The organism is Brevibacterium sp. AGC70 (genome assembly GCF_057334195.1).
The window spans coordinates 70,171-96,835 of the sequence record NZ_JBHFIH010000017.1 but is presented as its reverse complement, the minus strand read 5'-3'; the positions used below and the strand labels follow the sequence as shown (position 1 = coordinate 96,835).

Annotated in this window: 26 protein-coding genes; 12 read left to right on the top strand and 14 right to left on the bottom strand. The window is 63.3% G+C overall.

Going from position 1 to position 26,665, the window contains the following annotated elements; genetic code table 11:
• The first annotated feature begins 189 nt into the window (after positions 1-189).
• On the top strand, positions 190-1,113 hold the full coding sequence (locus ACE03M_RS14760) for a hypothetical protein (protein WP_485934766.1): 924 nt from the start codon (positions 190-192) through the stop codon (positions 1,111-1,113).
• A gap of 124 nt (positions 1,114-1,237) precedes the next feature.
• On the opposite strand, the gene ACE03M_RS14755 is transcribed toward ACE03M_RS14760, so the two are convergent.
• Complete coding sequence (locus ACE03M_RS14755) at positions 1,238-2,041, bottom strand: 3-oxoacyl-ACP reductase (RefSeq protein ID WP_222103671.1); 804 nt, start codon at positions 2,039-2,041, stop codon at positions 1,238-1,240.
• A gap of 214 nt (positions 2,042-2,255) precedes the next feature.
• Here ACE03M_RS14755 and ACE03M_RS14750 point away from each other — a divergent pair, with 214 nt between their 5' ends.
• From ACE03M_RS14750 to ACE03M_RS14735, 4 genes are all read left to right on the top strand, one after another.
• Positions 2,256-3,350: a hypothetical protein gene (locus tag ACE03M_RS14750; RefSeq protein WP_485934764.1), complete on the top strand. Its 1,095-nt coding sequence runs from the start codon at positions 2,256-2,258 to the stop codon at positions 3,348-3,350.
• 127 nt (positions 3,351-3,477) lie between these two features.
• Positions 3,478-4,506 (top strand): 3-oxoacyl-ACP synthase III, encoded by a 1,029-nt coding sequence (locus ACE03M_RS14745; RefSeq protein WP_485934762.1) that lies wholly within the window; start codon positions 3,478-3,480, stop codon positions 4,504-4,506.
• A 7-nt stretch (positions 4,507-4,513) separates the two neighbouring features.
• On the top strand, positions 4,514-7,288 hold the full coding sequence (locus tag ACE03M_RS14740) for an alpha/beta fold hydrolase (protein WP_485934761.1): 2,775 nt from the start codon (positions 4,514-4,516) through the stop codon (positions 7,286-7,288).
• A gap of 24 nt (positions 7,289-7,312) precedes the next feature.
• Positions 7,313-8,281 carry an NAD-dependent epimerase/dehydratase family protein gene (locus tag ACE03M_RS14735; RefSeq protein ID WP_485934760.1) on the top strand — a complete coding sequence of 323 codons (969 nt, stop codon included), beginning with the start codon at positions 7,313-7,315 and terminating at the stop codon, positions 8,279-8,281.
• On the opposite strand, the gene ACE03M_RS14730 is transcribed toward ACE03M_RS14735, so the two are convergent.
• The 3 genes from ACE03M_RS14730 to ACE03M_RS14720 all read right to left on the bottom strand — a co-directional run bounded on the left by ACE03M_RS14730 (position 8,282) and on the right by ACE03M_RS14720 (position 10,485).
• Entirely contained in the window at positions 8,282-8,497 is a 216-nt protein-coding gene (locus ACE03M_RS14730; protein ID WP_143923926.1) for a ferredoxin, read from the bottom strand.
• 62 nt (positions 8,498-8,559) lie between these two features.
• Positions 8,560-9,603, bottom strand: coding sequence for a fatty acid desaturase family protein (locus ACE03M_RS14725; protein WP_485934758.1), 1,044 nt, complete (start codon positions 9,601-9,603; stop codon positions 8,560-8,562).
• 147 nt (positions 9,604-9,750) lie between these two features.
• Positions 9,751-10,485 (bottom strand): hypothetical protein, encoded by a 735-nt coding sequence (locus ACE03M_RS14720; RefSeq protein WP_485934756.1) that lies wholly within the window; start codon positions 10,483-10,485, stop codon positions 9,751-9,753.
• A gap of 261 nt (positions 10,486-10,746) precedes the next feature.
• Here ACE03M_RS14720 and ACE03M_RS14715 point away from each other — a divergent pair, with 261 nt between their 5' ends.
• Complete coding sequence (locus ACE03M_RS14715) at positions 10,747-12,678, top strand: acetate--CoA ligase (RefSeq protein ID WP_485934755.1); 1,932 nt, start codon at positions 10,747-10,749, stop codon at positions 12,676-12,678.
• A gap of 28 nt (positions 12,679-12,706) precedes the next feature.
• Here the strand turns inward: ACE03M_RS14715 and ACE03M_RS14710 are convergent, their stop codons facing one another.
• Complete coding sequence (locus ACE03M_RS14710; protein ID WP_485934754.1) at positions 12,707-13,576, bottom strand: hypothetical protein; 870 nt, start codon at positions 13,574-13,576, stop codon at positions 12,707-12,709.
• 86 nt (positions 13,577-13,662) lie between these two features.
• On the opposite strand from ACE03M_RS14710, the gene ACE03M_RS14705 reads away from it, so the two are divergent.
• Entirely contained in the window at positions 13,663-14,337 is a 675-nt protein-coding gene (locus ACE03M_RS14705; protein ID WP_485934753.1) for a MarR family winged helix-turn-helix transcriptional regulator, read from the top strand.
• Between the two features lie 13 nt (positions 14,338-14,350).
• Here ACE03M_RS14705 and ACE03M_RS14700 read toward each other — a convergent pair whose 3' ends face one another.
• The 4 genes from ACE03M_RS14700 to ACE03M_RS14685 form a co-directional block, all read right to left on the bottom strand.
• Positions 14,351-14,872: an SRPBCC family protein gene (locus ACE03M_RS14700; RefSeq protein ID WP_485934752.1), complete on the bottom strand. Its 522-nt coding sequence runs from the start codon at positions 14,870-14,872 to the stop codon at positions 14,351-14,353.
• A gap of 130 nt (positions 14,873-15,002) precedes the next feature.
• Complete coding sequence (locus ACE03M_RS14695) at positions 15,003-16,472, bottom strand: LssY C-terminal domain-containing protein (RefSeq protein ID WP_485934751.1); 1,470 nt, start codon at positions 16,470-16,472, stop codon at positions 15,003-15,005.
• A gap of 9 nt (positions 16,473-16,481) precedes the next feature.
• Complete coding sequence (locus tag ACE03M_RS14690) at positions 16,482-17,537, bottom strand: MerR family transcriptional regulator (RefSeq protein WP_485934894.1); 1,056 nt, start codon at positions 17,535-17,537, stop codon at positions 16,482-16,484.
• 162 nt (positions 17,538-17,699) lie between these two features.
• Complete coding sequence (locus tag ACE03M_RS14685; RefSeq protein WP_485934750.1) at positions 17,700-18,413, bottom strand: HEAT repeat domain-containing protein; 714 nt, start codon at positions 18,411-18,413, stop codon at positions 17,700-17,702.
• Between the two features lie 119 nt (positions 18,414-18,532).
• Here ACE03M_RS14685 and ACE03M_RS14680 point away from each other — a divergent pair, with 119 nt between their 5' ends.
• Complete coding sequence (locus ACE03M_RS14680) at positions 18,533-19,174, top strand: GyrI-like domain-containing protein (protein ID WP_485934749.1); 642 nt, start codon at positions 18,533-18,535, stop codon at positions 19,172-19,174.
• A 15-nt stretch (positions 19,175-19,189) separates the two neighbouring features.
• Here ACE03M_RS14680 and ACE03M_RS14675 read toward each other — a convergent pair whose 3' ends face one another.
• Complete coding sequence (locus ACE03M_RS14675) at positions 19,190-19,414, bottom strand: hypothetical protein (RefSeq protein WP_485934748.1); 225 nt, start codon at positions 19,412-19,414, stop codon at positions 19,190-19,192.
• Between the two features lie 174 nt (positions 19,415-19,588).
• Between ACE03M_RS14675 and ACE03M_RS14670 the strand changes: the two genes are divergently transcribed.
• Both ACE03M_RS14670 and ACE03M_RS14665 read left to right on the top strand, forming a co-directional pair.
• On the top strand, positions 19,589-20,176 hold the full coding sequence (locus tag ACE03M_RS14670) for a peptidoglycan-binding protein (RefSeq protein ID WP_485934747.1): 588 nt from the start codon (positions 19,589-19,591) through the stop codon (positions 20,174-20,176).
• A gap of 39 nt (positions 20,177-20,215) precedes the next feature.
• Positions 20,216-20,575, top strand: coding sequence for an ArsR/SmtB family transcription factor (locus tag ACE03M_RS14665; protein ID WP_143923918.1), 360 nt, complete (start codon positions 20,216-20,218; stop codon positions 20,573-20,575).
• 30 nt (positions 20,576-20,605) lie between these two features.
• On the opposite strand, the gene ACE03M_RS14660 is transcribed toward ACE03M_RS14665, so the two are convergent.
• From ACE03M_RS14660 to ACE03M_RS14650, 3 genes are read right to left on the bottom strand one after another with little or no spacing between them, the layout of a single operon-like run.
• On the bottom strand, positions 20,606-21,583 hold the full coding sequence (locus ACE03M_RS14660; protein ID WP_485934746.1) for a DMT family transporter: 978 nt from the start codon (positions 21,581-21,583) through the stop codon (positions 20,606-20,608).
• Positions 21,580-22,785, bottom strand: a complete 1,206-nt coding sequence (locus ACE03M_RS14655; protein WP_485934893.1) for a pyridoxal phosphate-dependent aminotransferase — start codon at positions 22,783-22,785, stop codon at positions 21,580-21,582. The genes ACE03M_RS14660 and ACE03M_RS14655 overlap by 4 nt, the downstream gene beginning before the upstream one ends.
• Positions 22,786-22,794: 9 nt before the next feature.
• Positions 22,795-23,367, bottom strand: a complete 573-nt coding sequence (locus ACE03M_RS14650) for a peroxidase-related enzyme (protein ID WP_222103669.1) — start codon at positions 23,365-23,367, stop codon at positions 22,795-22,797.
• 126 nt (positions 23,368-23,493) lie between these two features.
• On the opposite strand from ACE03M_RS14650, the gene ACE03M_RS14645 reads away from it, so the two are divergent.
• Positions 23,494-23,790, top strand: a complete 297-nt coding sequence (locus ACE03M_RS14645) for a cupin domain-containing protein (RefSeq protein ID WP_143923914.1) — start codon at positions 23,494-23,496, stop codon at positions 23,788-23,790.
• Positions 23,791-23,815: 25 nt separating this feature from the next.
• On the opposite strand, the gene ACE03M_RS14640 is transcribed toward ACE03M_RS14645, so the two are convergent.
• Positions 23,816-25,294, bottom strand: coding sequence for a glutamate-cysteine ligase family protein (locus tag ACE03M_RS14640; protein WP_485934744.1), 1,479 nt, complete (start codon positions 25,292-25,294; stop codon positions 23,816-23,818).
• A gap of 136 nt (positions 25,295-25,430) precedes the next feature.
• Between ACE03M_RS14640 and ACE03M_RS14635 the strand changes: the two genes are divergently transcribed.
• On the top strand, positions 25,431-26,597 hold the full coding sequence (locus ACE03M_RS14635) for a M20 family metallopeptidase (protein WP_485934742.1): 1,167 nt from the start codon (positions 25,431-25,433) through the stop codon (positions 26,595-26,597).
• Positions 26,598-26,665: the final 68 nt, after the last annotated feature.

The window sequence follows — 26,665 nt, the reverse complement described above, 5'->3', positions numbered from 1 at the left end:
AAAGCCGACTCCCTGAAGTCGCCCGACGGCGCTCCGGTCTGCTCTCGACGACTTCCCGGCTATAAATGGAGCGGGATCTGTGGATGTGTTGACGTCTTTTTGTGTTGTTTAATTGCGTTTGATGTGGTTTGATGCCATTATCTTTAAATGGTTCAGGTTTACATCAAGCAGAACCTGCTCAGATTCGGCTTGACCGACGACGATGTCCGCCGAGCGCAGCAGTGTTGCCTGCGAAGAATTCGGCGCGGGCACTATGCCGTGGTCAGCCCCTGCAATTCACCGCAACATGCCGTTCTCCACTCGCCTGGCGCTGCCGAGCCGATCTCTTATCCCAAGACTTTTGGCGACATCCGAGACCGGACCGAAAATCTCAAGCCATTGATTCGTTCGCGACTGCTCGAGCTCCATTCCGGTGATGTCTACTCCCACATCTCTGCCGCACTGATTCACGGCATTCGCCCGCCGTTCCCTGCAACCGACCAGGCCGAGATCATCCGCACCGGATACCACGAAAACTTCCCCACATTGCGCATCTATGACCGCACGGTTCCCCTGACGGACCGGATCACCGTCGGCGATTTTGCGGTCACAGGTCTGTCGCGCACACTTTCCGACATCGCCCATGACTACCCGCTGGAGATTTCGGTTCCGATGATTTCCGAGGCCCTTCGGGTCGGCAACATCAGCAAGCCCGAGCTTCTCGAGCAGATGAAGATTCGGCGAAGAGGGTGCAGAGTTGCGCAACAAGGCCTCGCACTGTCCGATCCGCTGCACGAATCCCAGGGCGAGTCACTCTGTGCAGTGAAGTTCCACAGATTCTCGATTGCATATATGTTCCCGCAGGTAGCGGTGCACGATCGCACTGGGAAATTTCTCGGCAGATGCGACTTCAAGCACGCACGACTTCCGCTGATCGTGGAGTTCCACGGTCTGGGCAAGTACTACCTCAATGAGAATGGACCAGATCGAGCAAGCAAGGACAACCACGCTCGGCACATGCGGCTCGCCAATGCCGGGTTCGCGGTATTCAATTTGGTCTGGGCCGACCTCTTCCGCAGCGACATGTTTTCTGCCATCAAGAAACACATTGCCGAAAGCCGACCGCGCCGTTGAGGGCCGACTCCCTGAAGTCGCCCGCCGCCGCTGGAGTCGGCTCTCAACGTTAGGGTCGGCCCTCGCCGGCGGGATCGGCTCCGGCGACGATTCAGCTGAATGTGTTGGGATTGCCGTTGGCGCCTCAGCCCATCACCAGGCCATTGTCGACGACGAGGTTCTGACCCGTCACCGCTCGTGAGGCCGGTGATGCGAAGAACACCACCGCCGAGGCGAATTCCTCCGGAGTCGTCACATGTCCCAGCGGAGTCTGGGCCGCAATCTGGTCGAAGACCTCTTCCGGAGTCGCCGAGGAGGCATCGGTGGTGCGCAGCAGCCCACCGGAGACCATATTCACCCTGACTCCCGCTGGCCCGAGGTCCTTGGCGAAGGTCCTCGTCAAGGACAGCAGGGCTGCCTTCGCTGCGGTGTAGTCATGGTAGGGCACAACGGGGTTCTGCACGAGGTTCGATCCGATGTTGATGACCCGTCCCGAGCCGATTTCGCGGAATCCGCTCATTGCCGCCTGGACAGTGTTGAGCGCCGCTCCGACGGCTCCACGGAACTGGTCGGTGAAATCGGAGAAGTCGATTTCGTCTGCCGGCTGCCGTTCCTCGCCGTTGAAGGAGAAGTCGACAAGTGCGTTGTTGACCACCGTCGACACGGGCGCCCCGAACTCGGCGTGTGCAGCTGCGAGCATGGCGTCGACTGCGCGCGAGTCGGTGACATCGGCCTCGATGGCCACTGCACGACCACCGCGAGCACGGATGGCCTCGGCGAGCTCCTCCGCGGCCTCGGCAGAGTAGCGATAGTTGATGACGAGCGCCGATCCCTCATGAGCAAAGGCCTTCGCGATGGATGATCCGACCCCGCGGCCGGCCCCGGTGACCAGGACGATCTGCTGGTCCAAGGGCATGGCCGATGTCGTGAATGCCTGGGCGTTGCTCATCGCGATTCTCCTTCGAATGCTGGGCGGTCCTCGGCGGTGCCGAGGTCATATCCGGTGGTGATCTCACCCTACCCGCGCGTTGGGGCACCGATGCCATTCTCGGGTGCGTCTTCGCCGGTCTCCGGGTGTGTTGCGGCGCTCAAACGTGATTACCTGGCCGATCCTCCTTAGACTGAGCACACGACCATCGTTGTCCATCCCCAGGAAGTCCCTCATGAGCGAGCTCGGAGCCAGCATCTCAATCGGAGTCCTCGCAGCACTCGTCGTTCTCATTATCTACCTGATCGCGTCGCGTATCGGGCGATGGCAGCCGGCTCCGCAGCGTCGATCCCAGGGCGGACAGGCGCCGCAGCAGCCTGGGTACGGCCCCGGTGGCTACGGTCAGCAGGGATACGCGCCGGGCGCGCGACCGCGAGGCGGCACCTACGACCAGTCGACGCGTGCCTACAATCAGCCGACGCAGGCCTACGATCAAACGACCCGCGCCTATCCCCAGCAACCCGAGCGCGTCTACGGTATGAGCGAGGACGAGACTCGTGTGCTTCCCGCGACAGGGGCCGACACCGATTCGCGGGCCACGAAGGCGGAGCTCAGAGACAACATCGGCCAGTCGGGGCAGATGGTCGAGACGAACCGTCGCGCGGCCACCTCCTCGAACGGTGACACTCTGGCGGTGTTCACGTATATCTTCGGCGCTGCCCTCATCGCCGTCATCGCGTTCGTGTTCTTCAACAATCTCCTCCTCCCCGCTACGGTCGGCGCACTGGCCGGCGCGATCATCTGTGTGGCGTTGGCATCGACCTACACGCTGAAGTCCCTCGATTTCTGGCCGGACAATTCGACGATCACGATCATCAATCTCCTCGTGGCTCTTGCCGCCTCCGTCGCCATGTTCATCGGCGCCGAGCAGACCGAACGCGACGGATTCACGCTGGGCCGCATCACCGATTCCTTCGCCGCATTGCCCTTCAGCGAAGGATTCACCGGTTTCGCCACCGCCATCGCCGATCGCGTCGTCGAGTTCTTCCGCGAATTCGGGTTCATGGGCTTCATCTTCCTGATCCTCATGGGCGTCGGCTGCATCATCGTCTTCACTCTGGCGGCCAAGTCACTCATCGACGTCATGGACTGGCGCATCTTCGTCCAATTCGGACGCTTCGTCACCGACCGTCCCATGTCCCATTCGCGTGCCGTTCGCTTTCAGTCTTCGAAGGTTTCGCACACCGTGACGTCGATCATTCTGGCCGGGATCGCGGTCCTCTGCGCGACCGGAATGGCCTATGACGGATTCACCTGGTTCACTCGCTGAGAAACAATTCAGCTTGAGGGATATAAGATAGTCTCCGGACTTCCCCGTCGTGGCGCGCTTCAGGAGTGCGTCGCATCGGCCTTCAGCAGACGACGACGAACGACCCGCAAAGGGATGAGAACCTCAATTGGCGAATGGCAACGCAACATTCCGGCACTCGAACGTGGCGCTTCTCGGCCTGACTGAGATCCTCGCCCCGAACGAAGTGACCTCTCAAGAATTCGACGAGCGCCTCGCCGATACCCTGTCCATGCTCAACCTGCCGACCGGGCTGCTGCAGCGCGTCGCGGGAGTCTACGCGCGACGCAACTGGGATCAGCCGAATCAGTTCGCCGACGGTGCGATCGCCGCTGGCAAGAAGGCCCTCGCCGAGGCTGGGGTCTCCCCCGACTCGATCGGACTGATGGTCAACACCTCGGTCACGCGTGAGCACCTCGAGCCCTCTGTGGCCGTCGGCGTGCACGCCGGCATCGGCCTGGGCACGCAGGCGATGAACTTCGACATCGCCAACGCCTGCCTGGGCTTCGTCAACGGAATGACCCTGGCCGCGAACATGATCGACGCCGGCCAGATCGAATACGCTCTCGTCGTCGCCGGCGAGGATGCCTCCCGCGTCCAAGAGGCCACACTGCGCCGACTGACGCGCCCCGGCATCAACCGCGAGGAGTACCTCAACGAGTTCGCCTCCCTGACACTGGGATCCGGTGCCTCCGCCGCCGTCCTCGGGCCAGCCGACAAGCACCCGGAAGGCCACCGCATCCTCGGCGGCATCACCCGCGCCGCGACCCAGCACCACGAACTGTGCGTGGGCGATCACAACGGAATGTTCACCGACACCAAGGGTCTGCTGGCCGGCGGCATGGAACTCGTCGTCGCCGCGTGGGAAGAAGCCCACGAGGATGGCTGGAACTGGCGCGACATGGACCGCTACGTCATGCACCAGGTCTCCGACGTGCACGTCAACTCGATCACGAAGGCCGCGAACCTCGATCCCGATCGGATTCCGGTCACCTATCCCGAACTCGGCAATGTGGGACCTGCTTCCCTGCCGATCACGCTCAGCCGCGAGGCATCACACCTCAAACCCGGCGACCGCATCCTATGCATGGGTGTCGGGTCGGGACTCAACACCGCAATGACCGAAATCGAGTGGTAGAGGTTCGATGATAATTCCTGCACGGCCGGCTCAGGCTCCCCCGAAGCTGCCCGAGTGGGACCCCGCCTGGTCCCGAATCGTCGAGGCCAAGACATCCGACGGGCCGCATTCCTTCCATGTCCTCGACACCCTTGAGGTGCTGCGCGCCGAAGGGCTTGAACCCAGCGGCACGATCCTTGCCCTGCACGGCAATCCGACCTGGTCGTACCTGTGGCGACACCTTGCCCAGGCGACGGTGGACGCTGCCCGTTCCGGCGGACGAGTGTGGCGGCTCGTCGCCCCCGACCAGCTCGACATGGGCTTCTCGGAGCGGCTGGCGCATGAGTCTCTGCCGACTCCCCACGGCACCCAGGTGCGCCGGATGTCCCAGCGCATCGATGACTTCGATGCCGTCGTCACGTCTCTTCTCGCCGAGGTGGCCGGCAGTTCCGCACCCCACAACGAGGCGGCAGGCGCCGCGAGCGCCGCACCCGACGACGCAGCCTCGTCGGCCGATCATCCGATCGTGACGATCGGTCATGACTGGGGCGGCGTGCTGTCCCTGGGGTGGGCGGCACGCAACACCGACCTGGTCTCCGCGTCGATCAGCTTGAACACGGCCGTCCACCAGCCCGAGGATGCCCCGATACCGGCACCGCTGCGGGCAACCTTGGCCGGACCCATGCTGCCGACCGCCACCGTGGTCACCGACGGATTCCTGCGGGTGACGATGGGCCTCGGCGATCTCGACCCGGAGATCAAAGACGCCTTCCGCTCCCCTTATGCGAACGCCTCACAGCGCCACGGGATCGGCGGCTTCGTCGCCGACATCCCCGTCAACGAGAACCACCCGTCCTACTCGGAGCTGCAGCGCGTCGGTGCCGATATCGCGGCCTACGAGCACCCTGCTCTCCTGGTGTGGGGACCGAAGGACCCGGTCTTCCTCGAACGCTATCTGCGTGACCTGCGTCAGCGCCTGCCCCAGGCCGACGTGCACCGCTTCGAACTGGGCTCCCACCTAGTCAGCGAAGACTACGACGTGGCAGGCGTCGTCATCGACTGGCTGAAGACACAGTTCCCCGTCGGCGATGCTGGAGCAGACGCCGCCTCCGGCACAACTGCTGCCGAGAACACGTCTGCGGCAGCCCCTGCGCGTGGAGTCACCGCGATCCTCGACGCACGCCACGACGACGAATCCATCGCCTCGGTGGACTTCGCACAGAATCCTGCGCAGCAGATCACCTGGCGTCATCTCTGGCACGTGACGACGAGCATCGCAGGCGGCCTGCTCGAACTCGGCGTGCGCCCCGGAGATCGGGTCTCCATGCTCGTCCCGCCCGGCAACAACCTCACTGCGGCCCTCTACGCGTGCCTGAAGATCGGTGCCGTCGCGGTCGTCGCCGATGCCGGACTGGGGCCGAAGGGCATGACCCGGGCGACCACCTCGGCGGATCCGCAGTGGATCATCGGGGAACTGCCTGGACTCGGCCTCGCCCGTGCCTTCAACTGGCCCGGCCGGCGCATCTCCGTGTCCCCTCTGGGACCGGTGCAGGCCAAACTGTTCAAGGTCGAGACCAGCCTGACCGCGCTTTCGCGCACCACACACCACGCGCAGCTGCCCACACCGGCAGCCACCGACGATGCCGCGATCCTCTTCACCTCCGGATCGACGGGACCGGCCAAGGGCGTGCGCTACACCCATGGCGACATCTCCGCCCTTGCAGCAGTCCTGACCCGAGTCTTCGACGTACACGAAGGCACCGGCCTGGTCGCCGGCTTCCCACCCTTCGCTCTCCTGGGACCGGCCATCGGGGCTACCTCGGTGACTCCGGACATGTCCGTAACCAAACCGAAGACACTGACGGCCAGCGCCATCTCCGATGCGATCATCGCCGGTCATTCCACGATGGTCTTCGCCTCACCCGCTGCGTACAAGAATGTCGCCGCCACCGCCTCTGACCTGGATGAGGAGCAGAGGGCCGCATGTGCACGGGTCGAGCTCGTGCTCTCGGCTGGGGCTCCCGTACCGCTTGATCTGATGGATTCCATCGCCGAGGTGTTCCCGAACGCGAGCATCCACTCGCCGTATGGGATGACCGAGGGCCTCCTACTGACCGACATCGACCGCGCCGGTGTCACCGCGGCGGCTGCCACGTCCAATCTCGGCGTGTGCGTGGGCCGACCCATCGACGGCGTCGAGCTGGCACTGGCTGCGATCGACGACTCTGGTTCGTCTGCAGACACGCTGGAACAAGGCGTTGAGGCACAGGGCCACCTGGGCGAGTTCGTCGTCAGCGCCGCCCACATCAAGTCCGGCTACGACAATCTCTGGGCGACCACCGCTGCCTCGGCTCGGGATGACCTCGACGGTCGGACCTGGCACCGGACGAACGACATCGGCCACATCGACGCCGAGGGCCGAGTCTGGCTCGAAGGCCGTCTGCAGCATGTGGTCACCACACCTCGCGGGCCGGTGGGCCCCGGTGGTCTCGAGGCGCTCATCGATTCCGACGAGCAGGTCAGGCGCAGTTCGATCGTGGGCATCGGCCCGACCGGGACACAGTCTCTGGTGGCCGTCCTCGATGCCGAAGGCACCGATCTCTCCCCTGGCCTGGCACCGTTGGACCTGACGTCGAGACTGCGGGAGCTGGTTGCCGAGGTCCTCGGACACGACCTCACCGCGGTGCTCGTCGCTCCTGCGTTCCCGACCGACATCCGTCACAATTCGAAGATCGACCGATCCCGGTTGGCCACCTGGGCCGATCACGTCCTATCCGGCGGTTCGGTGCGTACCAAGGTCTGAATCCCGACCGTCTGAGGAGTCCTCATGAAGATCACCGTCACCGGGGCCTCCGGGCTCCTGGGTTCGTCCGTCGCTCGCGCACTGATGGCAGGCGGCCACCAGGTCACGACTCTGCAGCGTCGCCCCTCCTCGGTGGCTGGCGTCCATGATGTCATCGGGTCGGTCACCGATCCGAGCAGTGTCACCGAAGCCCTCACCGGCGCCGAGGCTGTTGTGCACTTGGCGGCGAAGGTGTCAATGATGGGCGACCCCAGTGAGTTCGAGGCCGTGAACATCGGCGGCACGCGCACCCTCGTCGATGCTGCGCTGGCAGCGGGTGTGAAGCGGATGGTGCATATCTCCTCACCGTCTGTGGCCCACACCGGTGATTCGATCATCGGCGCAGGAGCCGGTCCGGCCTCACCTGAGCAGGCGCACGGTGAGTATGCGCGAACCAAGGCCGCCGGTGAACTCATCGCCCTGGACGCCGACTCCGAGGACTTCAAGGTCCTCGTCCTGCGCCCACACCTCATGTGGGGGCCAGGCGACACCCAACTGACGGAACGCGTCATCGATCGCGCACGGGCCGGCCGGATGCCGGTGCTGGGGTCGGGTGCACCACTCGTCGACGCCCTGTTCGTCGACAATGCGGTCGAGGCAATCGTTGCCGCCGTCGACGCCGTCACGTCCACGCACGGTGAATCGCTGGTGGTGACGAACGGTCAGCCGCGCCCCATCGGGGAGCTCATGTCACGCATCGCCATCGCCGGCGGCGCCGGGGTGCCGAAACTGCGCGTTCCCGTGGGTCCCGCGCTGGCGGCCGGATCCATTGTGGAGAAGGTGTGGGATCTGGGCGAGCATGACGATGAACCTCCCCTGACGAGGTTCTTGGCCGAACAGCTGTCGACTGCGCACTGGTTCGACCAGCGCCGCACCCAGGAGGTTCTGGGGTGGACACCGCGAGTCAGCATCGAAGAGGGACTGAAGATCCTGGCAGACCACTACCGGGGTTGATCAGCGAGGTGGTATCTGGTGTCTGTCGATCTGGATCGCCTTGGATGGGCACAGGAATTCTGCTTCATCGGCAGCCTCCCATTCCGATTCGGGCGGGGCGGAGTCATTGAGATGGGCGAAACCGCCGTTGCCCTCCGGGTTGGAGAAGACCTCGGGGGCGACGAACCCGCAATTGCCTGAAGCAACGCACATGCTCGCATGAAGAGTGATCTTCATCGGAACTTTCCTCTCGTGGCCTGCGGCGTTCGTGTCTGTTCGGTCGGAGCTCGGCAGGAGCCTCAGCCCCGATAGCGTCGCACAAGAGGACACGTATAGGGGTCCTGACCCTTCACACCGACCTGACTGAGATAGGCGATCACCGTGGCCGCAGCCTCGGTGAGAGTTCTCTCCGTATACGGTATGTCGTGCTTGGCGCAATGCTCACGGACGATCTTCTGCATCACGGGAAGACTGGGACGCGGAGCCGCCGGGAACAGGTGGTGTTCGATCTGGAACTGCAGGCCGCCCAGCAGAAACCGTGCCACCGGCCCGTCTTTGATGTTCCGGGACATGACAACCTGACTGCGCAGGAAATCAATATGCATGCCCTTTTCCACAGTGGGCATTCCGATGTGATTGAGCGCGAAGGCACCGCCCAGCAGGATTCCGAAGAATCCGACCTGGACCCCGAAGAACGCGCACGCCATTCCGAACGGCAGCACCAGAAAGAGCAACGTCAAGTAGGCACCGAATCGGATCGCGATCAGCACGATCTCCGTCACCCGGTGCGGCACGTTCGGGGCAGTGAGTAGAGTCTTCAATGACGCAAAGTGAAGATTCGCCCCTTCCAGAAACAGAAGCGGAACGAAGAAGGCACCCTGATGACTGGCAAGGAAGGCACCGAACCCCCTCCTCCGGCCGGCCGCATTGGGAGTCATGGCAATCAGGTTGGACTCGATGTCCGGGTCCTCACCCTCCTGATTGGGGTAGGCATGATGCGTATTGTGCTTGGCCATCCACCAGCTGAAGCTCAGTCCCATGAACAGTCCGGCGATGATGCGCGACGTCCACTCGTTGAGCTCCCTGGACGCGAAGACCTCACGATGAGCGGCCTCATGCGAGAGGAAGCCGAGCTGCCCCATGACCATTCCGATCAGGCCGGCAGTGATCAGCTGAAACCAGGTGGCGCCGAAGATGACGACGGCGGCGAGCAGAACCGCCAGCGCCAGCAGCCAGATGATGATTCTGGTGAGATAGAAGCCCCGGCGTCGTCGCAGCAGGCCGGAATCGTGGATTGTCCCGCTCAGCTGTCGATACGATTCGACATATCGTTCAACCGCCATGGCCGCCCTCCTCGTCCAGAAAAGGCCGACGGGCTGCACCTCGTTGCGCCCGTCGTGGAGATCCGTGCGCTGTCTCTAGATTTTAGATCGGTCGACTGCCCACATCAACGGGCGATCGCGTCGCACTGCGAAATCTGGGAAACCTCTTCAGTACTTCGAGGTTCCGTCATTCGCAGAAGGGTCGTCGGTATCATCGACGCTCTCGAGTTTGTCAGCCGGTGCGGGCTCCGAACCGTTCAGCGCATCGACGGAGATTCCCGGTTCGCCGGTCGGAGGGTTCTCCAATGACGACCCCGCCGTCTCTGCATCGACTTCATCCTCTGTCCGATCCCTCGGCTCATTGACCGTCGACTCATCGTGCCTGAGACTATCGGGCTCTTCTGACCTGCCGACCTCTGGGACTTGCGACCCGCTGTCGTTTGACCCGTTGCCGTTATGGTCGCTGCTGCGTTCGGTGTCTTTGGGTTCGGCTTCGATCGAGGACTCGTCTGCATCCGGTGACACCTCAGCCTTCTTCGCCACTGCTTCGTTCGCCGCGGGTGGTATCGGTGGGACCTTCGGCTCCGTGGAAGAGGCTTTCGCCTTCGCCCCTGATCCTTCGTCATCATCGATGCTCACGCCCGCATCGGCAGCCAATCGAGCACGCCTTTCGGCGCGTGCATTCGCGCGCTCCTCCTCGCTCATCGCGGGCGTCGCGGGAGCTGTGTCCCTGTGGCTCGGCTTGACGACTTCCCAAATCAGGAGGACGACCACCATAGTGATGCCGACTATGGCACCCATCAGCAGCGAACCCCACGGACGGGGCATGGAGAAGAGGTCGGCAAAGAAGTTGATGCCGAACAGGACGCCGATTCCGATGATCAGAGCAACGAGGTATCTCATGTCTCCATTGTGCCTTGTCTGCGAACACAATCAGGCGAAGTCGGCAGATATCTGTCGTGAGCAGTCTGAGCTCAGCCAATTGCTGTGGCGACCGTGCAGTTGGCCGGCCTGTCCGAACCACCACCGGACGCAGATCGGTCGGGCCCGCTGCGGAGGCGGGGCTGCCCTAACCTCCAAACGGCTCCCGCACAACCATCGCGGTCCCCACAATCGCCTGACCCCGCGCCCCCTGGCCGCTGTGCCATGGGTCACAATGGAACCATGAACACCATCGCACAGGACCAGTCCCCCAGCTACGACGATGTCATCGCTCGCATCGATGCCGATCCTGAAGAGTTCTGGCTCGACCAGGCCAAGCGACACATCGACTGGGTCACCGAACCGACTCGCGCCGTCGACGACGCGAACGCCCCCATCTACCGCTGGTTCCCAGACGGCGAGCTCAATGTGTGCTTCAACGCCGTCGACCGCCATGTAGCGGCCGGACGCGGAGATCAGGCGGCCATCATCTACGACTCGCCGGTCACCGACACAATTCGCACGATCACATACTCAGAACTCCTCGATGAGGTCTCCCGTTTCGCCAGGGCGCTGTCCGACAAGGGCGTGGTCAAGGGCGATCGGGTCATCATCTACATGCCGATGGTCCCCGAGGCCGCCGTCGCCATGCTCGCCTGTGCCCGCATCGGAGCGATCCACTCGGTGGTCTTCGGCGGGTTCGCCCCCAACGAGCTGGCTGTTCGCATCGACGACACCTCTCCGAAGGCCGTCATCTCCACCTCATGCGGGGTCGAGAAGAGTCGCATCCTCGAGTACAAGCCCATGGTTGACGAAGCGATCGACATCGCCGAGAACAAACCTGAGTTCACCGTCATCGTCCAACGAGACGAGCACCGCTGCGAGATGGGCGAGAACGATCTCGACTACGCCGAACTGCTCGCGAACACTCCCGAGGGCATTGAACCGGTCACCGTCAAGGCCACCGATGAACTCTACGTCCTCTACACCTCCGGCACGACGGGCAAACCGAAGGGCATCGTGCGTGATTCCGGAGGCTACGCGGTGGCATCTGCGTTCTCGATGCCCAATGTCTTCGGACTCAATCCCGGCGACACGATGTTCACCGCATCCGACGTCGGCTGGGTCGTCGGCCACACCTACATCGTCTACGCGCCGCTGCTGGCCGGAGTCACTTCGGTCCTGTTCGAGGGCAAACCGATCGGCACACCCGATGCGGGCACCTTCTTCCGCATCATCGAAGACCACGGGGTCAACGTTCACTTCACGGCGCCGACGGCCATGCGCGTCGTCCGCAAGGAAGATCCGAACGGCGAGCTCATCAAGAAGTACGACCTCTCCAGCCTGCGGGCCTCATTCCTCGCCGGTGAACGCCTCGACCCGGGCACCTATGAGTGGACGACGAAGATCCTCGCCGAGGCGACCGGTCGGGACATTCCCGTCGTCGACAACTGGTGGCAGACGGAGACCGGCTGGCCGATCGCGGCCAATCCGCTCGGACTCACTCAGTTCCCCCTCAAAGCCGGGTCCCCGACGAAGCCGGTGCCGGGCTTCCAGGTCGAAGTCCTCGATCCAACCGGTCAGCCGAAGCCGGCCGGCGAGGAGGGCCTCATCGTTATGAAGCTGCCCCTGCCGCCGGGGACGATGGCCACCGTCTGGGGCGATGACTCCAGATTCGTGTCCTCGTATCTGTCCGCGTTCGACGGCTACTACCTCACCGGCGACTCGGGCTACCTCGACGAAGACGGATACGTCTTCGTCATGGGCCGCACCGACGATGTCATCAACGTCGCAGGCCACCGGCTGTCCACGGGCATGATCGAGGCCGTCATCGCCTCCCATCCTGCGGTCACGGAGACCGCCGTGATCGGCGTTCACGATGATACGAAGGGACAGAACCCGCGCGCACTGGTCGTTCTCGGTGATTCCGCCGAGGCGACCGATCCTGATGCGGTCATCGCCGAACTCGTGGCGCTGGTGCGCAAGGAGATCGGCCCCGTCGCCGCCTTCAAACAGGTCGATATCGTCTCTGCTCTGCCGAAGACTCGGTCGGGGAAGATCCTGCGCAAGACGATGCGCGAGATCGCCGACGGCGTTGACTCCCCGGCCGTGCCCTCGACGATTGAGGACCCTGCAGTGCTCGAGGCATTGGAGTCGGTGCTCCAGCGCGGCTGAGCACTGACTCCCCTGAGTCCTTGAACGTTCAGGACCGGACACCGCGCTTGTAACCTGCTGCGAATCCGTGGTCGAAGGCAGCCCCGACCATCCTGCCCATGCCTCGGCGTCGGCTGCCAGCGCGGTGGTCATGTCCGCGGTGGCCGTGTCCACAGTGGTCACGGGCTTGATAGTCACGAACATCGTGGTCACGACCTCGGTGATCACGACCTCGGTGGTCGGCGCCGCGAGTGCCTGGTCCACACTCTTCATGACCGCGGTGGTGGACGAAACGGCCTTCGTCTGCGATGCCTTCACCCCATTCCTCGCGTGAGTCCCAGCCACCACGCGAGGCCCACTCATGACGCTGGCCCCGGTCGCGGCGAGGACCGAATCCATGTCCGCGCCCGGGTCCGAACTTGGGCCCGAACTCGGGTCCGAACTCGGGTCCGAATTTTGGCCCGAAGCCGCGCCGACCGGCGAATTCTCGGCGATCATTCCATTCATCGCCTGCGCCCCTTGCGTCCCTGCCGAGCGCGTCAACGATTTTGCCCAGATTCTCTGTCAGAGATTCAAGCTCCTCATCCGACAGCGCCTCGTCGATCACCGCATCGACCTGTTCACGGATCGCCTGGCCGCGGCTTCCCAACTCCCCCGCAGCAGCCGCAGCAAGGACCTTTCGGCGCAGCAGGCGGCTCGCCTGCTTGAGAAGGTCCGACAACTCCGGGGTCTCGGCACGCATGTCGGAATCGCCACTCTCGGCAGGGCCGGCCTCGTCGAATTCGTGTCCATCATTCATATTCATGCTCTCCTGACTGGGAATATCACTTCGATCACCTGCACGGTCCTCGCGACCTTCTGGGCCGCTGCCGGTGTTGGCGTTGTTGTCATTCTGTTCGCTGTTGCTGTGCAAGTTCATGTCGTCTCCTTTGTTTGTCATCTGACATGTACATGTAGCATGACATGCATTTAGAGTGCATGTCAATCAACATGTAAAATCGGAGCATGAGCAATCAGGGAGACAGCGATCAGGGCACGGACAATGCCAGTCAGAGGATCGCCGAGGCGCTGACACGCCTGCAGTGGAGGCGCGGCCCCGGCGGTGGCCCGCGCGGATTCAGACCGCCAGGCGGTGCGGCTGGTTTCGGTGGCCATCCCGGGTTCGGCGGTCCAGGACGGGGCGACTTCCCGTTCGGTCGCGGCCGCCATCCCCACAGCAGCGGGGATGAGCGTCCCCCACAGAGCCAGCACGATCGACACGAAGAGGACGCACGCGAGGATGGCGGTGATCGCGGTCGGCATGAGGACGAACACGACTGGAAGGGGAGATTCGGCGCCCACTTCGGCGGGCGAGCGCAGCTGCGACTGCTCATCGCCCTTGCTCAGGCCGACCGATCGCTTGGCGTCAGTGCGATCGGCGAGTCCATCGGCGTCGACCAGCCTCGCGCCTCCCGCCTCGTGTCACAGGGCGTCGAACTGGGGCTGCTCCAACGTGAAGCCGATCCCGATGATGCCCGTCGCACTCTCATCGCGCTGACGGAGAAGGGTCGCGCGATCTCGAACAGGTTCCGGGGAGCCCAACGTGAGAGTGTCGATCTGGCCCTTGACGGGTTCACCGATGAGGAGCGTGCACTCCTGGCTCAGCTGCTCTCACGCTTGGCAGATGCGTGGCCTCGGTGAGGAGCTTCTCGCTTCAGCTTTCGGCGAGTGTCTTGAGCCTCTCAAGCGACGCCAGGAGATTCTCGGACGTCGTCGACTGCGCACGAGGCAGTCGCAGGGGGTCTCTCAATTCGGTCCAGTCATAGGTTTGGCGAACCAGGCTTGAGCGTTCTCCTGTTGCTTCGATCTCCCATGTCCACTTCTGGCCGAACGGTTCACCACCGACTTCGGAGGGCTTCCAGGCGATGAGCCTGCCCTCCTCGAAGGCCACGATATGGTTCTCTCGATCCACACCTTTGGTCAAAGTAGTGATGAAGGATCCGCTGGCGCTGGTCGGTCGCTGACCTTGGGCGGCTGTGCCCAGATTGTCGTTGCCGTCCCATTCGGGCTGGCGGACAGGGTCCGCGATGAGGTCGAAGACCTCCGAGGCGGGTGCTGCGATCTCGATTTCCGCACTGACTACCTTAAGCGCCGGGTCAATCGTGTCGAAGATCTTGGCGTCGGGGGCAGCCTTCCCCTCAGTGGTAGCAGGTGAGTTGGATGTCGGTTCGGTCATGGGGTTCCGCCTCTTCGCTGGTGTCCGGTTCCGACGGCAGCTTCGCCCCGCCGTCATGCAGTCGCCGTCAGGATACACAGCTTTCTGCTCGGTCCAGGTATTTCCGTGCCGGCGAATCCGGAACTGGCGCTCAGTCCTCGAGTGCCTGCTCCTGACGTTCGGCTCGCAGCTCCGCGGTGCTGAAACGAGTGAAGAGCCGCGAGGAATCGCTGGACAGCGACAGCAGCACGGCGACTTGCATGGCGATCGTCGTCAGAGCGTACATGTTGGTCGCGAGGTCGCGGTCTCCCGTGAAGTAGTTCGTCATCGACACGATCACGGACACCGTGGAAAGAGTCAGGATCCACAGTCGCGCCCGATTGCTGCCGCGGAAAACGGAGATGCTCGCGATCACCTGCAGGCATCCGATGAGGAGGCTGAGTCCGATGAGAACTCCTGCCACGATCCGTGTTGCCGTTTCATCGGCGAGGGTTTCGATGTCTTCGCTGTAGTCAACGACCTCGGTGCGCAGTCCATCCCAGTCGAGCACTGTGCCCAGCACATCCCACGCCTGAAAGATGAGCAGGACCAGGACGAGGGCGGCACCGACGACCGTCTGCAGCGGCCGCTTGTGCCACAGGGTCTTCGTCACTTCTCGGACCGACCGTGCGTCGGAATAGATCTGAGTCGCATCGAGGGCGAGTTCGAGTCGGTCAGGAGTATCTGTTTCGTCGGCGGCCACCTCGGTGACTTCGATGATCGGCAGATCCCCGTCCGTGATGATCGCGTCCCCACCGCCGTTGCGTGAATGATAACCAGTCGAGAAGTCCTGAATGTGCTGGACGACGATCGCCTCGTCGGCCGAAGCCACCGTGTCGACGATGTAGTCACGTTCGACATCGGTGTTCTCTTCGATCTTGTGGGTGAACTGCAGTGTGAATAGTGAGATCCCGACGCTCTTGTCATAGGTGCCCGCCGCCAACCAGTCCGCCTGATGCCCACCGGGCAGCATCCAACCGGCGGGACACTTCCAGAACCGCACATGGTGACGCTGGCCGGGGTCGCCGTCGACCTCCTGCTGATAGGCGAAGTCCTGGCGCCTGCCGAACAGCAGCAGGGGCGAGACCGGCGCCTTGGGATAGCTTCGCCGCGTCAGAGTTGACCTGATGATCTCCCAGGTTGAGGCTGGTGTGATGCCATCGGCAAGAATCCAGCCCGCGGCCTTCATCGCGTGATGGATCTGCGTTTCATCACCGCGCCATGCGAGGTTGACCGGGTCACCGAGCAGTCCGTCCGAGGTCCGTGCCCGACCGATGAAATAGTTCGGGACGTAGATCTGAGAGAGGATGCGATGCAGCCGTGGAAGCGCCAGGTACGAGACCACTCCCCAGAACACGAGGAGGGTCAGCACCTGCCACCACCCGAGCGAGAACCCCTCGAGCAGGATCAGCATCGCCAACCACGTTGATGAAGCACCCCCGAAGAGGAAGAAGAGATAATCGAGAACCCCGGTGACGGTGAAACGATGGCGCCGGAATGCGAACGGCTGCCTCTGCCGTCGCTTCAACGAGGCATCCGAGCGGTCGGGCCCAGGTTCGGGCGTCGTTATTCCGGAGGTCATGGGACAAGTTTAATGATCGCGGCGGCGATTCAGGGTCGCAGTCGCCGTCGCCGCAACCTCAAGATTCTCGTCGGTGCTGAGTTCGGCAATGAAATCATCGACCTCGGCACCTGGAATCTCAATGAGGACCTGCAGCACTCGGAACCGCATAGTCGCCTCTGGCGACCGCGCATGCCGCCGCAGATCCGACATGATCCGCGCCGCGACCTCAGCACGCTCCCCTTCTTCCGGAGCGTCGTTGACGAAGGCAGCGAGTGCCTCGGCGGCCTCGATGTCTTTGGGGCCCTCCATCGCGATTTCGAGCAGGTCCGCGACTGCAGCGAGATCCCCCATCTGCCCCAGAACTAGAGCGGCGCCGCTGCGCACTTGAAAATCAGTGTCTCCGAGGCCGGAGTGCAGCGCCTCGGTGATGGCCGCCTCAGCGACGGGCCCGAGCTCGTCCTTCGCTGTATTGCGACGAATCTCGTCGAGCGCTAAAAGCGCGTTGCGACGAACGTCGACGGAGAGGTCGTCCATTCCCTTCGCCAGATAGCGGACCGCTTCGGGCCCCGACTGGACCAGGGCCCAGCGCATGGCCCCGGCAGCGTTGAGCACAGGTTCGTTGAGAACGGCTGCCGACAGGGACTCCACGGGCACAGTTCCGTCGACGCCGCTGCCCAGTGCCGCCTTATGCCGCTGGATGACGTCGCCGGATTCCAGCGAACGCAGGAGATCGATGGTCAGCAGCAGTGCCTCCCCATCGGCATGGTGGAGACGGTCGATGCGCTCAAGATGGGAGAGCAGCTCCTGTTCGGCTGCGATGCGTCGCCTCGACGTCTCGACCAGCTCGCGAATCAGTCGACGCGGATCGAACGCAGGATCATCGAGGAGGGTCCCGATCTCTGCCAGCGACATTCCGAGCTTGCGCAGCCCTTCGATGTGGAAGATGCGTCCGATATCGGCCGCGGAATACTCCCGGTACCCGCTCGAGGTGCGCCCACTGGGATCGATGAGCCCCAAGGATTCATAGTGCCGCAGCATGCGGGCGCTCACGCCTGACCGTCTGGCCACCTCGCCGATCAGCATCAGCACCCCTCTCCCTCTTCCACTATAGACAGCTCACGCTGTCGCGGCTGCGCCATCAGCGCATCCAGTTCATGAGAAAGGAGCCCGAGGTGCCACACGCAGCACTGCGCGAGCTTGCCCCGCCCGGCAGTGCCGCCTCGGTCGACCCTTCCCGAAATCGACCTATGCTGACGCCTCGGACCCCAGTGCGACCACGCGCTTGGCTTCACCCAAGGCGTGAGCGAAGCCGGCATCCGGGTCGGTGAACATATCCCGAGTCGCCATGGCGTGTGCCCGCACTGTTTCTTCCTCTGCCTGCAGTCTTCCATCGAGCACTGACACGAGATCCTCACCCAGAGAGACGATGGCTCGGCTGAGGCTCTTCTGTGTTTCCATGTCACCCTTCCCAAGCTGTGTGACCAGGGACAACGCCAAGCGCTCTCGATCATCACCGGGGACAAGTGTCGCTGCGGCCCTCCACGCACTGCGGGCCACCTCGGTGTCGGCATGAGCGATCAGCCTCTCTCCGATAGCTCCCGGGTCCATGGCCTCCCAGCCGCGGGGATCACCGATCTTCGACAATGTGTGCAGCGCCTGACTCTGGGCCTGAGGCACATCGGAGCTCAGCTCGACGATGAGCAGCGGCACAGTCGCCTCGGCGGGCATCCGAGTGATCGCCCAGGTGAGCATGTCGCGAACGAAGAAGTCCGGTTCGACTCTGCACCGCTGGATGAGAACGCCGAGGTGCCGGTCCTCGGCAGTGGTCCCGACGGACAGCGCCGCCTGCAGTCGCTGCTGCGGGTTCGACGACCATAAGGCCGCGATGACGGGCTCACGTTCCGCCCGGGGCTGCGACTCAGACAGGATCGTCGAATCTGCTGTGTGTGGATTGGTCATTGTGTCCACCTCCTGGGAACCAGTGAAGTCCCTGACATAGTGTCAAGGTCAAGCCCCCGGTCTGCATCAGCCGCGCCTCGTAGAATCAGATCATCAGTGCCGCCGGATCGGAATGTGACATGGACAAGATCGACGTCAAGAAGTCGATGCCCAGCTATCGTGCCAGACACGGATCCTTCGAACTCGTGGAGGTGCCGCCGTTGCAGTACCTCATGCTCGACGGACACGGAGACCCGAACTCTTCACCCGACTTCGCTTCGGCCGTCGCGACGCTCTATCCGCTGGCATATTCACTGAAGTTCTTCAGCAGGAACGAGCTGGGCCGCGACTACGTCATCCCACCGCTCGAGGGGCTGTGGTGGGCGGAGGACATGTCGACCTTCACATCTGCACGCGACAAAACCCAATGGGACTTCACGCTCATGCTCCTGGTGCCCGATTGGCTGAACCGGTCCCATCTCGATCACGCGATCGCTGTGGCGACAGGACGCAGGCCACTTCCTCGCCTCGACGACGTCCGCTTCGACATTCTTCGGGAGGGCACATGCATGCAGACCCTGCACATCGGACCCTTCGACGACGAGGCCGCTGTGCTCGACCACATGCATTCAGCTGCGATCCCGGCTGCAGGATTCGAGATGACGGGCAGACACCACGAGATCTACCTCAGCGATCTGCGCAGAAGCGCCCCGGAGAAGTTGCGCACGATTCTGCGTCAGCCAGTGCAGACCCCGCCTCTCGGCAACCATGCCGACGAGTGAACTTCCCCGACACCCTCACTCGCCGTTGGACCAATGCCCGCGGGAGGCCGGGGCACTGCTCGGTGCGCCGGCCTCACCCGTGTCCGCGCCTGAATCCTCACCCGACCTGTCGAGGCCGGCGCCTACCAGGACCACCGCGACGACTGCGACGGCAACGACCACCATGATGACTACCGCAATCACACCCACCAGGCACCCGAAGAGTCGAGATCTCGGGTTGCGTCGTCTCACGAAGATCATGGTCCGATCTTAGACTGCACACTGGTCGGTTCGCCCTGAGGAAATGACGCAGAGTCGGAACATGAGGCATCGTCGCCGACACACACCAAAAAATTCACTTCCGTGACCTTCCTGTGACAAAAGGCACGGCGTGGACACATGCATCCCTCAGTTTGTTGCATTATCGTTATATTCATGGCTGGAACGACTCGACACCGCAAGGGCTCTCGGTCCGTGCTTCGTGGTGCCCTGATCGGTTTCGGGGCAGTGGTGGCAGCATTGGTCCTTGCCGCCGTCGTCATCATCAACTCACCTGTCTCGTTCGGCTCGACTACGATCAGGCAGATGCAGATGGCTTCAGTGAATCAACTGACCGAACAGCAGATCGACAATGCCCGACTGATCATCGGCATCGGTCGCGGCGGCGACTTCGATGACCGTGCAATCAGAATCGCTCTCATGACCGCACTCCAGGAATCCTCGCTGCGGAACCTCGAATCTGGTGACCGCGATTCGATCGGTCTGTTCCAGCAGCGCCCTTCGCAGGGTTGGGGTGAACCAGAGCGCCTCAACGACCCCATCTTCGCCACGAAGTCCTTCTACGGAATCAACCCGGACATCGAGAACCCGGGACTCGTGCAGATCGAAGATTGGCATACGATGGCCCCCACCGAGGCGGCACAGGCCGTCCAACGGTCCGCCTTACCTGACGCCTATGAGCAGTGGGAGTCTCTGGCCGACGATCTCATCGGCAGTCAGGACGACGTCGAAGCCCTGAGCTGAACGGTGAGTTCGCCGCAGAATTTCCGGTAATCTCTATCCATGGCCTCCACTTCAGATTCCACCCCGGTCAATGCCGCAGTCAAGCAGCTCCTGCGCAACCCCGAGGGCAATCTCGAAGCCATCTCAGAGACCGCAGACCTATTCAAGGCACTGGCCACACCGTCGAGGCTGAAGATGCTGTTGGTCCTCGCCCACGGTGAGGCGACAGTCACGCACATCGTTGAGTCCACCGAGCTTTCACAGCCCCTGGTCTCCCAACACCTGAAGTTCCTGCGCGGCCTCCACCTCGTCGGGGTCAACCGAATCGGCCGCGAAGCCTACTACTCACTCAAGGACGACCACGTCGCTCACATCATCCTCGATGCCCTGGCCCACACCGTCGAAGGTCACGAGCACTGAACTCATCGATCGTCGGGCCTCGCTCCGGCGTCAGCGTCGTCTGCGCAGCGCCTCCGGGCCACCACCGACGACCCAGACGATCACAACGACCAGCACCGCACCGATCCACTGTGCCGACTGCAGCCGTTCTCCGGCGATGACCGAGCCCAGGACCACGGCCGACAGCGGTTGGAGCAACATGAGAGCGGCGGTCCGCGACACCGACACCAGCGGGCTCGAGATGCTCAGCAGCACCCATGACAGAGCCTGGCCGAAGACGGCCAGCGCCACCATCCACGCCCACCCGTCCCAGCCCAGGTCGAAGTCGAGCCCGCCGAGCGCGACACCGGCGATCGCCGTCATCACTCCCGCAGCAATGGTGCCCACCGCCACGGGTGCGACCACGAAGTTCGGTGCCGCCTTCCGACAGTGGTGGATGCCGAAGATGTAGACGCCGTAGAGAATTCCGGAGAGCACTCCGAAGATCGCGCCGCGCACCGGGTTCGCCGCTCCCTCGTCGGCGCCGAAGATGCCTCCGGTCAGCAGCATGCCGATGATCATGATGGGAATGCACGTGATGAAGAGCCACCCGGGCCGCGTTCCTCCGAAGACCCATACCAGTGCCGGGAACACGATGACCTGAACGCTGATGAGGACAGTGGAGACGCCGACTCCAGCATCGAGGACGCTCTGGGCCCACAGCACGTAGTCGATGCCCAGTGCCGCACCCGAGGCAGCTGCGACGATGAGTGCCCTGGACGGCAAGAGCCCATAGCGTCGGAGCTCGATGATCGCCAATGGCGCCAGGACGATGACAGCGATCCAGCAGCGCAGAAATGCCGCGGTCGGGGCACTCGCCTCGGCAAGGATGACGAACAGACCGGCCGAGCCCAGGAGCAGTGCAGACACGATGACGCCCAGTGTCGGCAGCCCCGAGGGCGACGGCTCTGAGGCGGCTGGTGAGCCCGAGGACGCAGGCGGCTGCCCGGGCGGTTCCGCGCCATGGGCCGCGGCCGAGTTCGGAGTCATCGCATGAAGTCGAGGATCCGGTCGAGCGCCTCGGCGGTCTTGTCCGCACCGACAGCCAGCGACAGCCGCACCGAGCGCGACCCGTTGAGGGAGTCGAAGTCATCACCCGGAGCCAAGGCGACTCCGGTGGTCTCGAGGAGCGCCTGGCACCAATCGGTCGCGGTGACGATGGCGGCGTTCGACCGCTGCAGGATCTCGTCGATGCGGGCATACATGTAGAACGCCCCATCGGGCGGGGCCATATCGGAGAACCCGAGGTCAGCAGTGGCGTCGAGAACGTGCTTGCGGGCACGGGCGAAGGATTCGACCGCCGCCTCGCATTCGGCATAGGACTCCTCCGTGAAGGCCGCCACGGCCGCATATTGGGCGGGAACCGGGGCACACAGCGACAGATTCCCTGTCACGTTCTGCGCAGCGTGAGTGAGCTCTTCGGGCAGGATCGCCCAGCCGAGTCGCCACCCGGTCATCGCCCAGTACTTCGAGAACGAAGAGATGACGATGGCACTGTCATCATGGGCCAACGCGGTCTCACCACGCGTACCGATGTAGCTGATGCCGTGATAGATCTCGTCGGAGATCACCTGCACACCGTGTTCGGCGCACCAGGAGATGAGTTCGCCGAGGTGCTCGCCCGAGATCATCGTCCCCGTCGGATTCGCCGGCGAGGCGAGCATGAGTCCCTTGAGCGGGGCCTTCGCATGTGCCTGCTCGAGGAGTTCCACGGTCGGTTGGAAGCCATGGTCTCCACCGCAGTCGAGTTCGACGATCTCGCAGTTCAATGCGGCGAGGATGTTCTTATATGCGCCGTATCCCGGGCGGGCGAGTGCGACTCTGTCACCTGCGTCGAAGCAGGTCAGGAAGGCCGTTTGGAAAGCACCGGAGGAACCCGTGGTGATGGCGATGCGTTTTGTGGGCACCTCGACGCCGTACCAGTCACGGTAGTGCCCGGCGATGGCTGTGCGCAGTTCGGGGATGCCGAAGATCGGTGAGTAGCCGAGGTTCGTACCGTCGGTGACCACCTCGGCGGCTCTCCTGCGCACCGGCCCCGGTGCACCTTGGGTCGGTTCGCCCAGGCACATGGCGATGGTGTCCTGGCCTTGGCGCGACATCTCCTGGACCTTGGCCACGATATTCATGGCGGCGAAGGGCTGGACGAGTCCGGCCCGGTCAGAGACGCGGGATGCGTTCGTGTGAGTGCTCATTGTCATTCGTCACTTCCTCTCACGCGGGACGCGTCCCATGAGGTAGAACTCGGGGTTGGGCATCATTCCGCCCACGTGTGCCATGCGGTTGGACAGGCCGAAGAATCCGGTGATGGCACCGATGTCCCAGGCATCCTCGTCGTCGAATCCGTGTTCGGCCAGGGCTGCGAAGTCAGTGTCGCCGAGTGCCCAGGGCTGTGTGCAGACCGTCATTGCGAAGTCGAGCATCGCCATCTGACGGTCGGTGATGTCGGCCTGCCGGTAGTTGACGGCCACTTGGTCTGCGACCAGGGGCTTCTTCTCCATGATGCGCAGCACGGCTCCGTGGGCGACGACGCAGTAGAGGCAGTTGTTGACCGCCGAGGTGGCCGTGACGATCATCTCCCGGTCTCCTTTGGTCAGGTTCCCGGTCTCCTTCTCCATGAGAGCGTCGTAGTAGGCGAAGAATGCACGGAACTCGGCCGGCCGCCGGGCCAGGGAGAGGAAGACATTGGGCACGAAGCCCGATTTCTCTGACACGGCCAGGATGGTTTCGCGGATATCGTCTTCGACATCGTCGATGTCAGCGTAGGGGTATCGCATACTGCTCATGCTAACCGCCAGGTCGGTTCCTGCGTGCCCCGGGTCACGTACAGGGCTGGGTTGCTGTTGTGCTGAAGGCTAGGGTGAGGAGCAGACCATCAGCGACGACCAGAAGGAGTGTCAATCATGAGCGATGAGAATACCGGTTCGACGGGTGAGATCCAGCTCGACAACGGAGTCTTCCGCGTGACCAGGTGGACGATCCAGCCTGATGGGGTCATCCCGATGCACAAACATGAGTATGAGTACGTCGTCATTCCGATGGTCACCGATGCGATGCACGTGCGGAACTCGGATGGCACGTCGATCGTCGCTGACCTCGAAGCAGGAGTCAGCTACACACGCGCCGCAGGGTCCGAACATGAGGTCTCGAATCCCAACGGGACCGACGACATCGTCTTCGTCGAGGTCGAACGCCTCTGATGCAGCGAAGTCGAACGTCTCTGACTCAGACTGGCACGTCCCAGGTATGGACTGGGTCGCCGGAGGCCTGGTTCGCCACGTAGGCGTCCATCATCTGCTTGAGTCCTTCGCGGCGCTCCGGTGAGTCCGGCGCACTGTTCGAGGCCAAGCGGTCAAGCATCTTCAGCTGCCAGGTCGCACCGTTGGTCCGCTTCTCGGCCCGGCCTTCGATGATCGACATGTATTCTTCGATGACGTCCTTGTCGATGCCCAATCTGCTTAGTCCCCTGCGCGCCTGCGGAATGAGAACATCGAGGACGAGGTCCGCGACATCGATGTGGCCGATCTTCGGCCAGGTCACGCGCGCATGTATGCCGTCCTTGGCGCAGGCGAAGAAGTTCTCCTCCGCCTCGCTGAAGGACATCCGCGACCACACGGGGCGGTTCTCTCCGACGAGGAATTCGGCCAGACCGTAGTAGAAAGCGGCATCGGCGACCATGTCGACGGGCGTCGGTCCGGCTGGGAGCAGTCGGTTCTCCACACGGATGTGAGCTCCGGAGTCCGAGGAGTCGTAGATGGGTCGGTTCCAGCGCCACACGGTGCCGTTGTGCAGGTTGAGTTCGTAGAGCTTCGGAGCATCGGCCGAACTGAACTCGACGAAGTCCTTGATCTCGGGCAGCAGCGGTGGGAAGTAGCGGACGTTCTCTTCGAAGAGGTCGAAGACACTGGTGATCCAGCGCTCCCCGAACCAGACTCGGGGCCGAACTCCCTGATTGACGAGTTCCGGGGTGCGCGTATCGATGGACTGGGTGAACACCGGGATCCGGGATTCGTGCCAGAGCTTGCGACCGACGAACAGCGGGGAGTTCGCACTCATCGCGACCTGGGCTGCTGCGATCGCCTGGGAGGCGTTCCACGCCTCGGCGAACTTGTTGGGTGCGACCTGCAGGTGCAGCTGCATCGAGGTGCAGGATGCTTCCGGGGCGATATCGGAGAATTCGTGCTTGTACGTCTCCTCGCCGTCGAGTTCGATGCGGACGTACTCACCCCGAGCATCGACGATCGAGTTGCTCAGCGCCTCGTAGCGATTCTCTTCAGTGATCCATGTCTCTTCGGTGAGGAACTGGGTGCTCAGGGTCGGCAGAGTCCCGATCGATGCGACCTTCAGCCCTTCCGCCTCGGCGGCCTCCTGGGCTTTGCCCAGCCGGTGCGCCACGCCCGCTTCCAGAGTCTTCAGTCCACGACCGGCCACTTGCAGCACCGGGTGATTGAGCTCGAGGTTGAACCCGCCGATCTCCGACTGGTACTCATCGTCGAGGCGCTCGAGGACCTTCGTGTTGTTCAGGCTCGGCTGATTGTCCGAGTCAACGAGGTTGAGTTCGAGCTCCAGACCGATCGTGCCCGCGGACTTGAACTCCGCATGGCGCAGATACGTGTCGAAGAGCTCGAGGTTCTCCGCGAGCTTCTCCCGATACAGCGTGCGTTCTTCCGGCGTGTACCGCTTGGAATTGACTGCCTCACCCATGGGACAAGCAAACCACAGACTGGCACGGTTTGCGCGTGTGCGAAATCCGACTTTTCTCAGCTCGGATATGGCTGAGTCACGTCGCATCATGCGGACGCCGCAACCGCCCTTGCAGGCCACATCGTAGAATCGGCGCATGACCACCTCACTGTCTTCAGATCTCCAGTCCGCTGACCTCGTATCGAAGGCCACCGACCGCCTCCCCCTCATCCTCGATGACATCCGACGCGTCATCACGAAGGAGACGCCTTCGCACGACAAGGAAGCCGTGGCCGCAGGGGCCCAGGACTTCGTCGAACTGCTGCGCGAACGACTCGGGGCCACCGCTGAGGTCATCACCGTCGATGACACCGCCCATGTGCGCCTGCGCTTCGGTTCGGGCCCGGCCCGCGTCGTCCTCCTCAACCATCAGGACACGGTGTGGCCGCACGGGACCTTGGCCCGCAAGCCCTTCTCCACCGATGAGGGGGTTCTGCGCGGGCCGGGCAGCTTCGACATGCTCACCGGGGCGATCATGAGCATCCACGCGAGCGCGATTCTGCGCGAGCACCTCGGCGAGGGCGCCCTTGAGGGACTGTCGATTCTGGTCACCGGCGATGAGGAGATCGGGTCGATCTCCTCGTCCGAACTCATTCGCGCCGAGGCGGCCGAGGCGAAGGCTGTGTATGTGATGGAGGCGAGCGCCGGCGGTGCGCTCAAGCTCGAGCGCAAGGGCACGAGCAACTACACTCTCGTATTCACGGGCAAGGCCTCTCACGCCGGGCTCGAACCGGAGAAGGGGATCAACGCGGGCATGGCGCTGGCCCTGCACATGCCCCTTGTCGCAGATCTTGCCGATGCTTCGGCGGGCACCTCTGTGGTCCCGACCGTGATCAGTGCGGGCACCACCTCGAACACGGTTCCCGCCGAGGCGCGCGTTGATGTGGATGTACGTGCTCGCACGGCCGCCGAACTCGATCGAGTCGATGCAGCCATGCGTGAACTCGCCACCCGCCCGCAGCTGGAAGGCTCGTCGATCGAGGTCATCGGCGGAATCAACCGTCCGCCGTTCGAACGTGAGCAGTCGGCTGAACTCTTCGATCGTGCCACTGCCCTGGCCGCTGAACTCGGCCTGCCCACTCCGGAGGGCGTGTCCGTGGGCGGCGCTTCGGACGGCAACTTCACTGCCGGTGACGGCATTGCGACACTTGACGGCCTGGGCGCCGTGGGCGATGGCGCGCATGCGGAGCACGAGCACGCGGTCATCGCTGAGATCGCCCCGCGCACAGCTCTGCTCGCGGCCCTCATCGCCGATCAGCTCTGATACTGACTCCTCTGGTCAGCTCCAGGTCTGCAGCGAGCCGGAACACGCAGGGTTGAAGCGAGCCTCAG

Bases quoted from the DNA above. Each gene is read 5' to 3' on its own strand.
- ACE03M_RS14670 (WP_485934747.1), top strand. From the start codon at position 19,589: ATGGCTGGAACGACTCGACACCGCAAGGGCTCTCGGTCCGTGCTTCGT.
- ACE03M_RS14725 (WP_485934758.1), bottom strand. From the start codon at position 9,603: ATGGCGGTTGAACGATATGTCGAATCGTATCGACAGCTGAGCGGGACA.
- ACE03M_RS14750 (WP_485934764.1), top strand. From the start codon at position 2,256: ATGAGCGAGCTCGGAGCCAGCATCTCAATCGGAGTCCTCGCAGCACTC.
- ACE03M_RS14755 (WP_222103671.1), bottom strand. From the start codon at position 2,041: ATGAGCAACGCCCAGGCATTCACGACATCGGCCATGCCCTTGGACCAG.
- ACE03M_RS14720 (WP_485934756.1), bottom strand. From the start codon at position 10,485: ATGAGATACCTCGTTGCTCTGATCATCGGAATCGGCGTCCTGTTCGGC.
- ACE03M_RS14665 (WP_143923918.1), top strand. From the start codon at position 20,216: ATGGCCTCCACTTCAGATTCCACCCCGGTCAATGCCGCAGTCAAGCAG.
- ACE03M_RS14660 (WP_485934746.1), bottom strand. From the start codon at position 21,583: ATGACTCCGAACTCGGCCGCGGCCCATGGCGCGGAACCGCCCGGGCAG.
- ACE03M_RS14640 (WP_485934744.1), bottom strand. From the start codon at position 25,294: ATGGGTGAGGCAGTCAATTCCAAGCGGTACACGCCGGAAGAACGCACG.
- ACE03M_RS14685 (WP_485934750.1), bottom strand. From the start codon at position 18,413: ATGACCAATCCACACACAGCAGATTCGACGATCCTGTCTGAGTCGCAG.
- ACE03M_RS14645 (WP_143923914.1), top strand. From the start codon at position 23,494: ATGAGCGATGAGAATACCGGTTCGACGGGTGAGATCCAGCTCGACAAC.
- ACE03M_RS14690 (WP_485934894.1), bottom strand. From the start codon at position 17,537: ATGCTGATCGGCGAGGTGGCCAGACGGTCAGGCGTGAGCGCCCGCATG.
- ACE03M_RS14710 (WP_485934754.1), bottom strand. From the start codon at position 13,576: ATGAACTTGCACAGCAACAGCGAACAGAATGACAACAACGCCAACACC.
- ACE03M_RS14735 (WP_485934760.1), top strand. From the start codon at position 7,313: ATGAAGATCACCGTCACCGGGGCCTCCGGGCTCCTGGGTTCGTCCGTC.
- ACE03M_RS14675 (WP_485934748.1), bottom strand. From the start codon at position 19,414: ATGATCTTCGTGAGACGACGCAACCCGAGATCTCGACTCTTCGGGTGC.
- ACE03M_RS14650 (WP_222103669.1), bottom strand. From the start codon at position 23,367: ATGCGATACCCCTACGCTGACATCGACGATGTCGAAGACGATATCCGC.
- ACE03M_RS14635 (WP_485934742.1), top strand. From the start codon at position 25,431: ATGACCACCTCACTGTCTTCAGATCTCCAGTCCGCTGACCTCGTATCG.
- ACE03M_RS14715 (WP_485934755.1), top strand. From the start codon at position 10,747: ATGAACACCATCGCACAGGACCAGTCCCCCAGCTACGACGATGTCATC.
- ACE03M_RS14700 (WP_485934752.1), bottom strand. From the start codon at position 14,872: ATGACCGAACCGACATCCAACTCACCTGCTACCACTGAGGGGAAGGCT.
- ACE03M_RS14655 (WP_485934893.1), bottom strand. From the start codon at position 22,785: ATGAGCACTCACACGAACGCATCCCGCGTCTCTGACCGGGCCGGACTC.
- ACE03M_RS14695 (WP_485934751.1), bottom strand. From the start codon at position 16,472: ATGACCTCCGGAATAACGACGCCCGAACCTGGGCCCGACCGCTCGGAT.
- ACE03M_RS14680 (WP_485934749.1), top strand. From the start codon at position 18,533: ATGGACAAGATCGACGTCAAGAAGTCGATGCCCAGCTATCGTGCCAGA.
- ACE03M_RS14730 (WP_143923926.1), bottom strand. From the start codon at position 8,497: ATGAAGATCACTCTTCATGCGAGCATGTGCGTTGCTTCAGGCAATTGC.
- ACE03M_RS14740 (WP_485934761.1), top strand. From the start codon at position 4,514: ATGATAATTCCTGCACGGCCGGCTCAGGCTCCCCCGAAGCTGCCCGAG.
- ACE03M_RS14705 (WP_485934753.1), top strand. From the start codon at position 13,663: ATGAGCAATCAGGGAGACAGCGATCAGGGCACGGACAATGCCAGTCAG.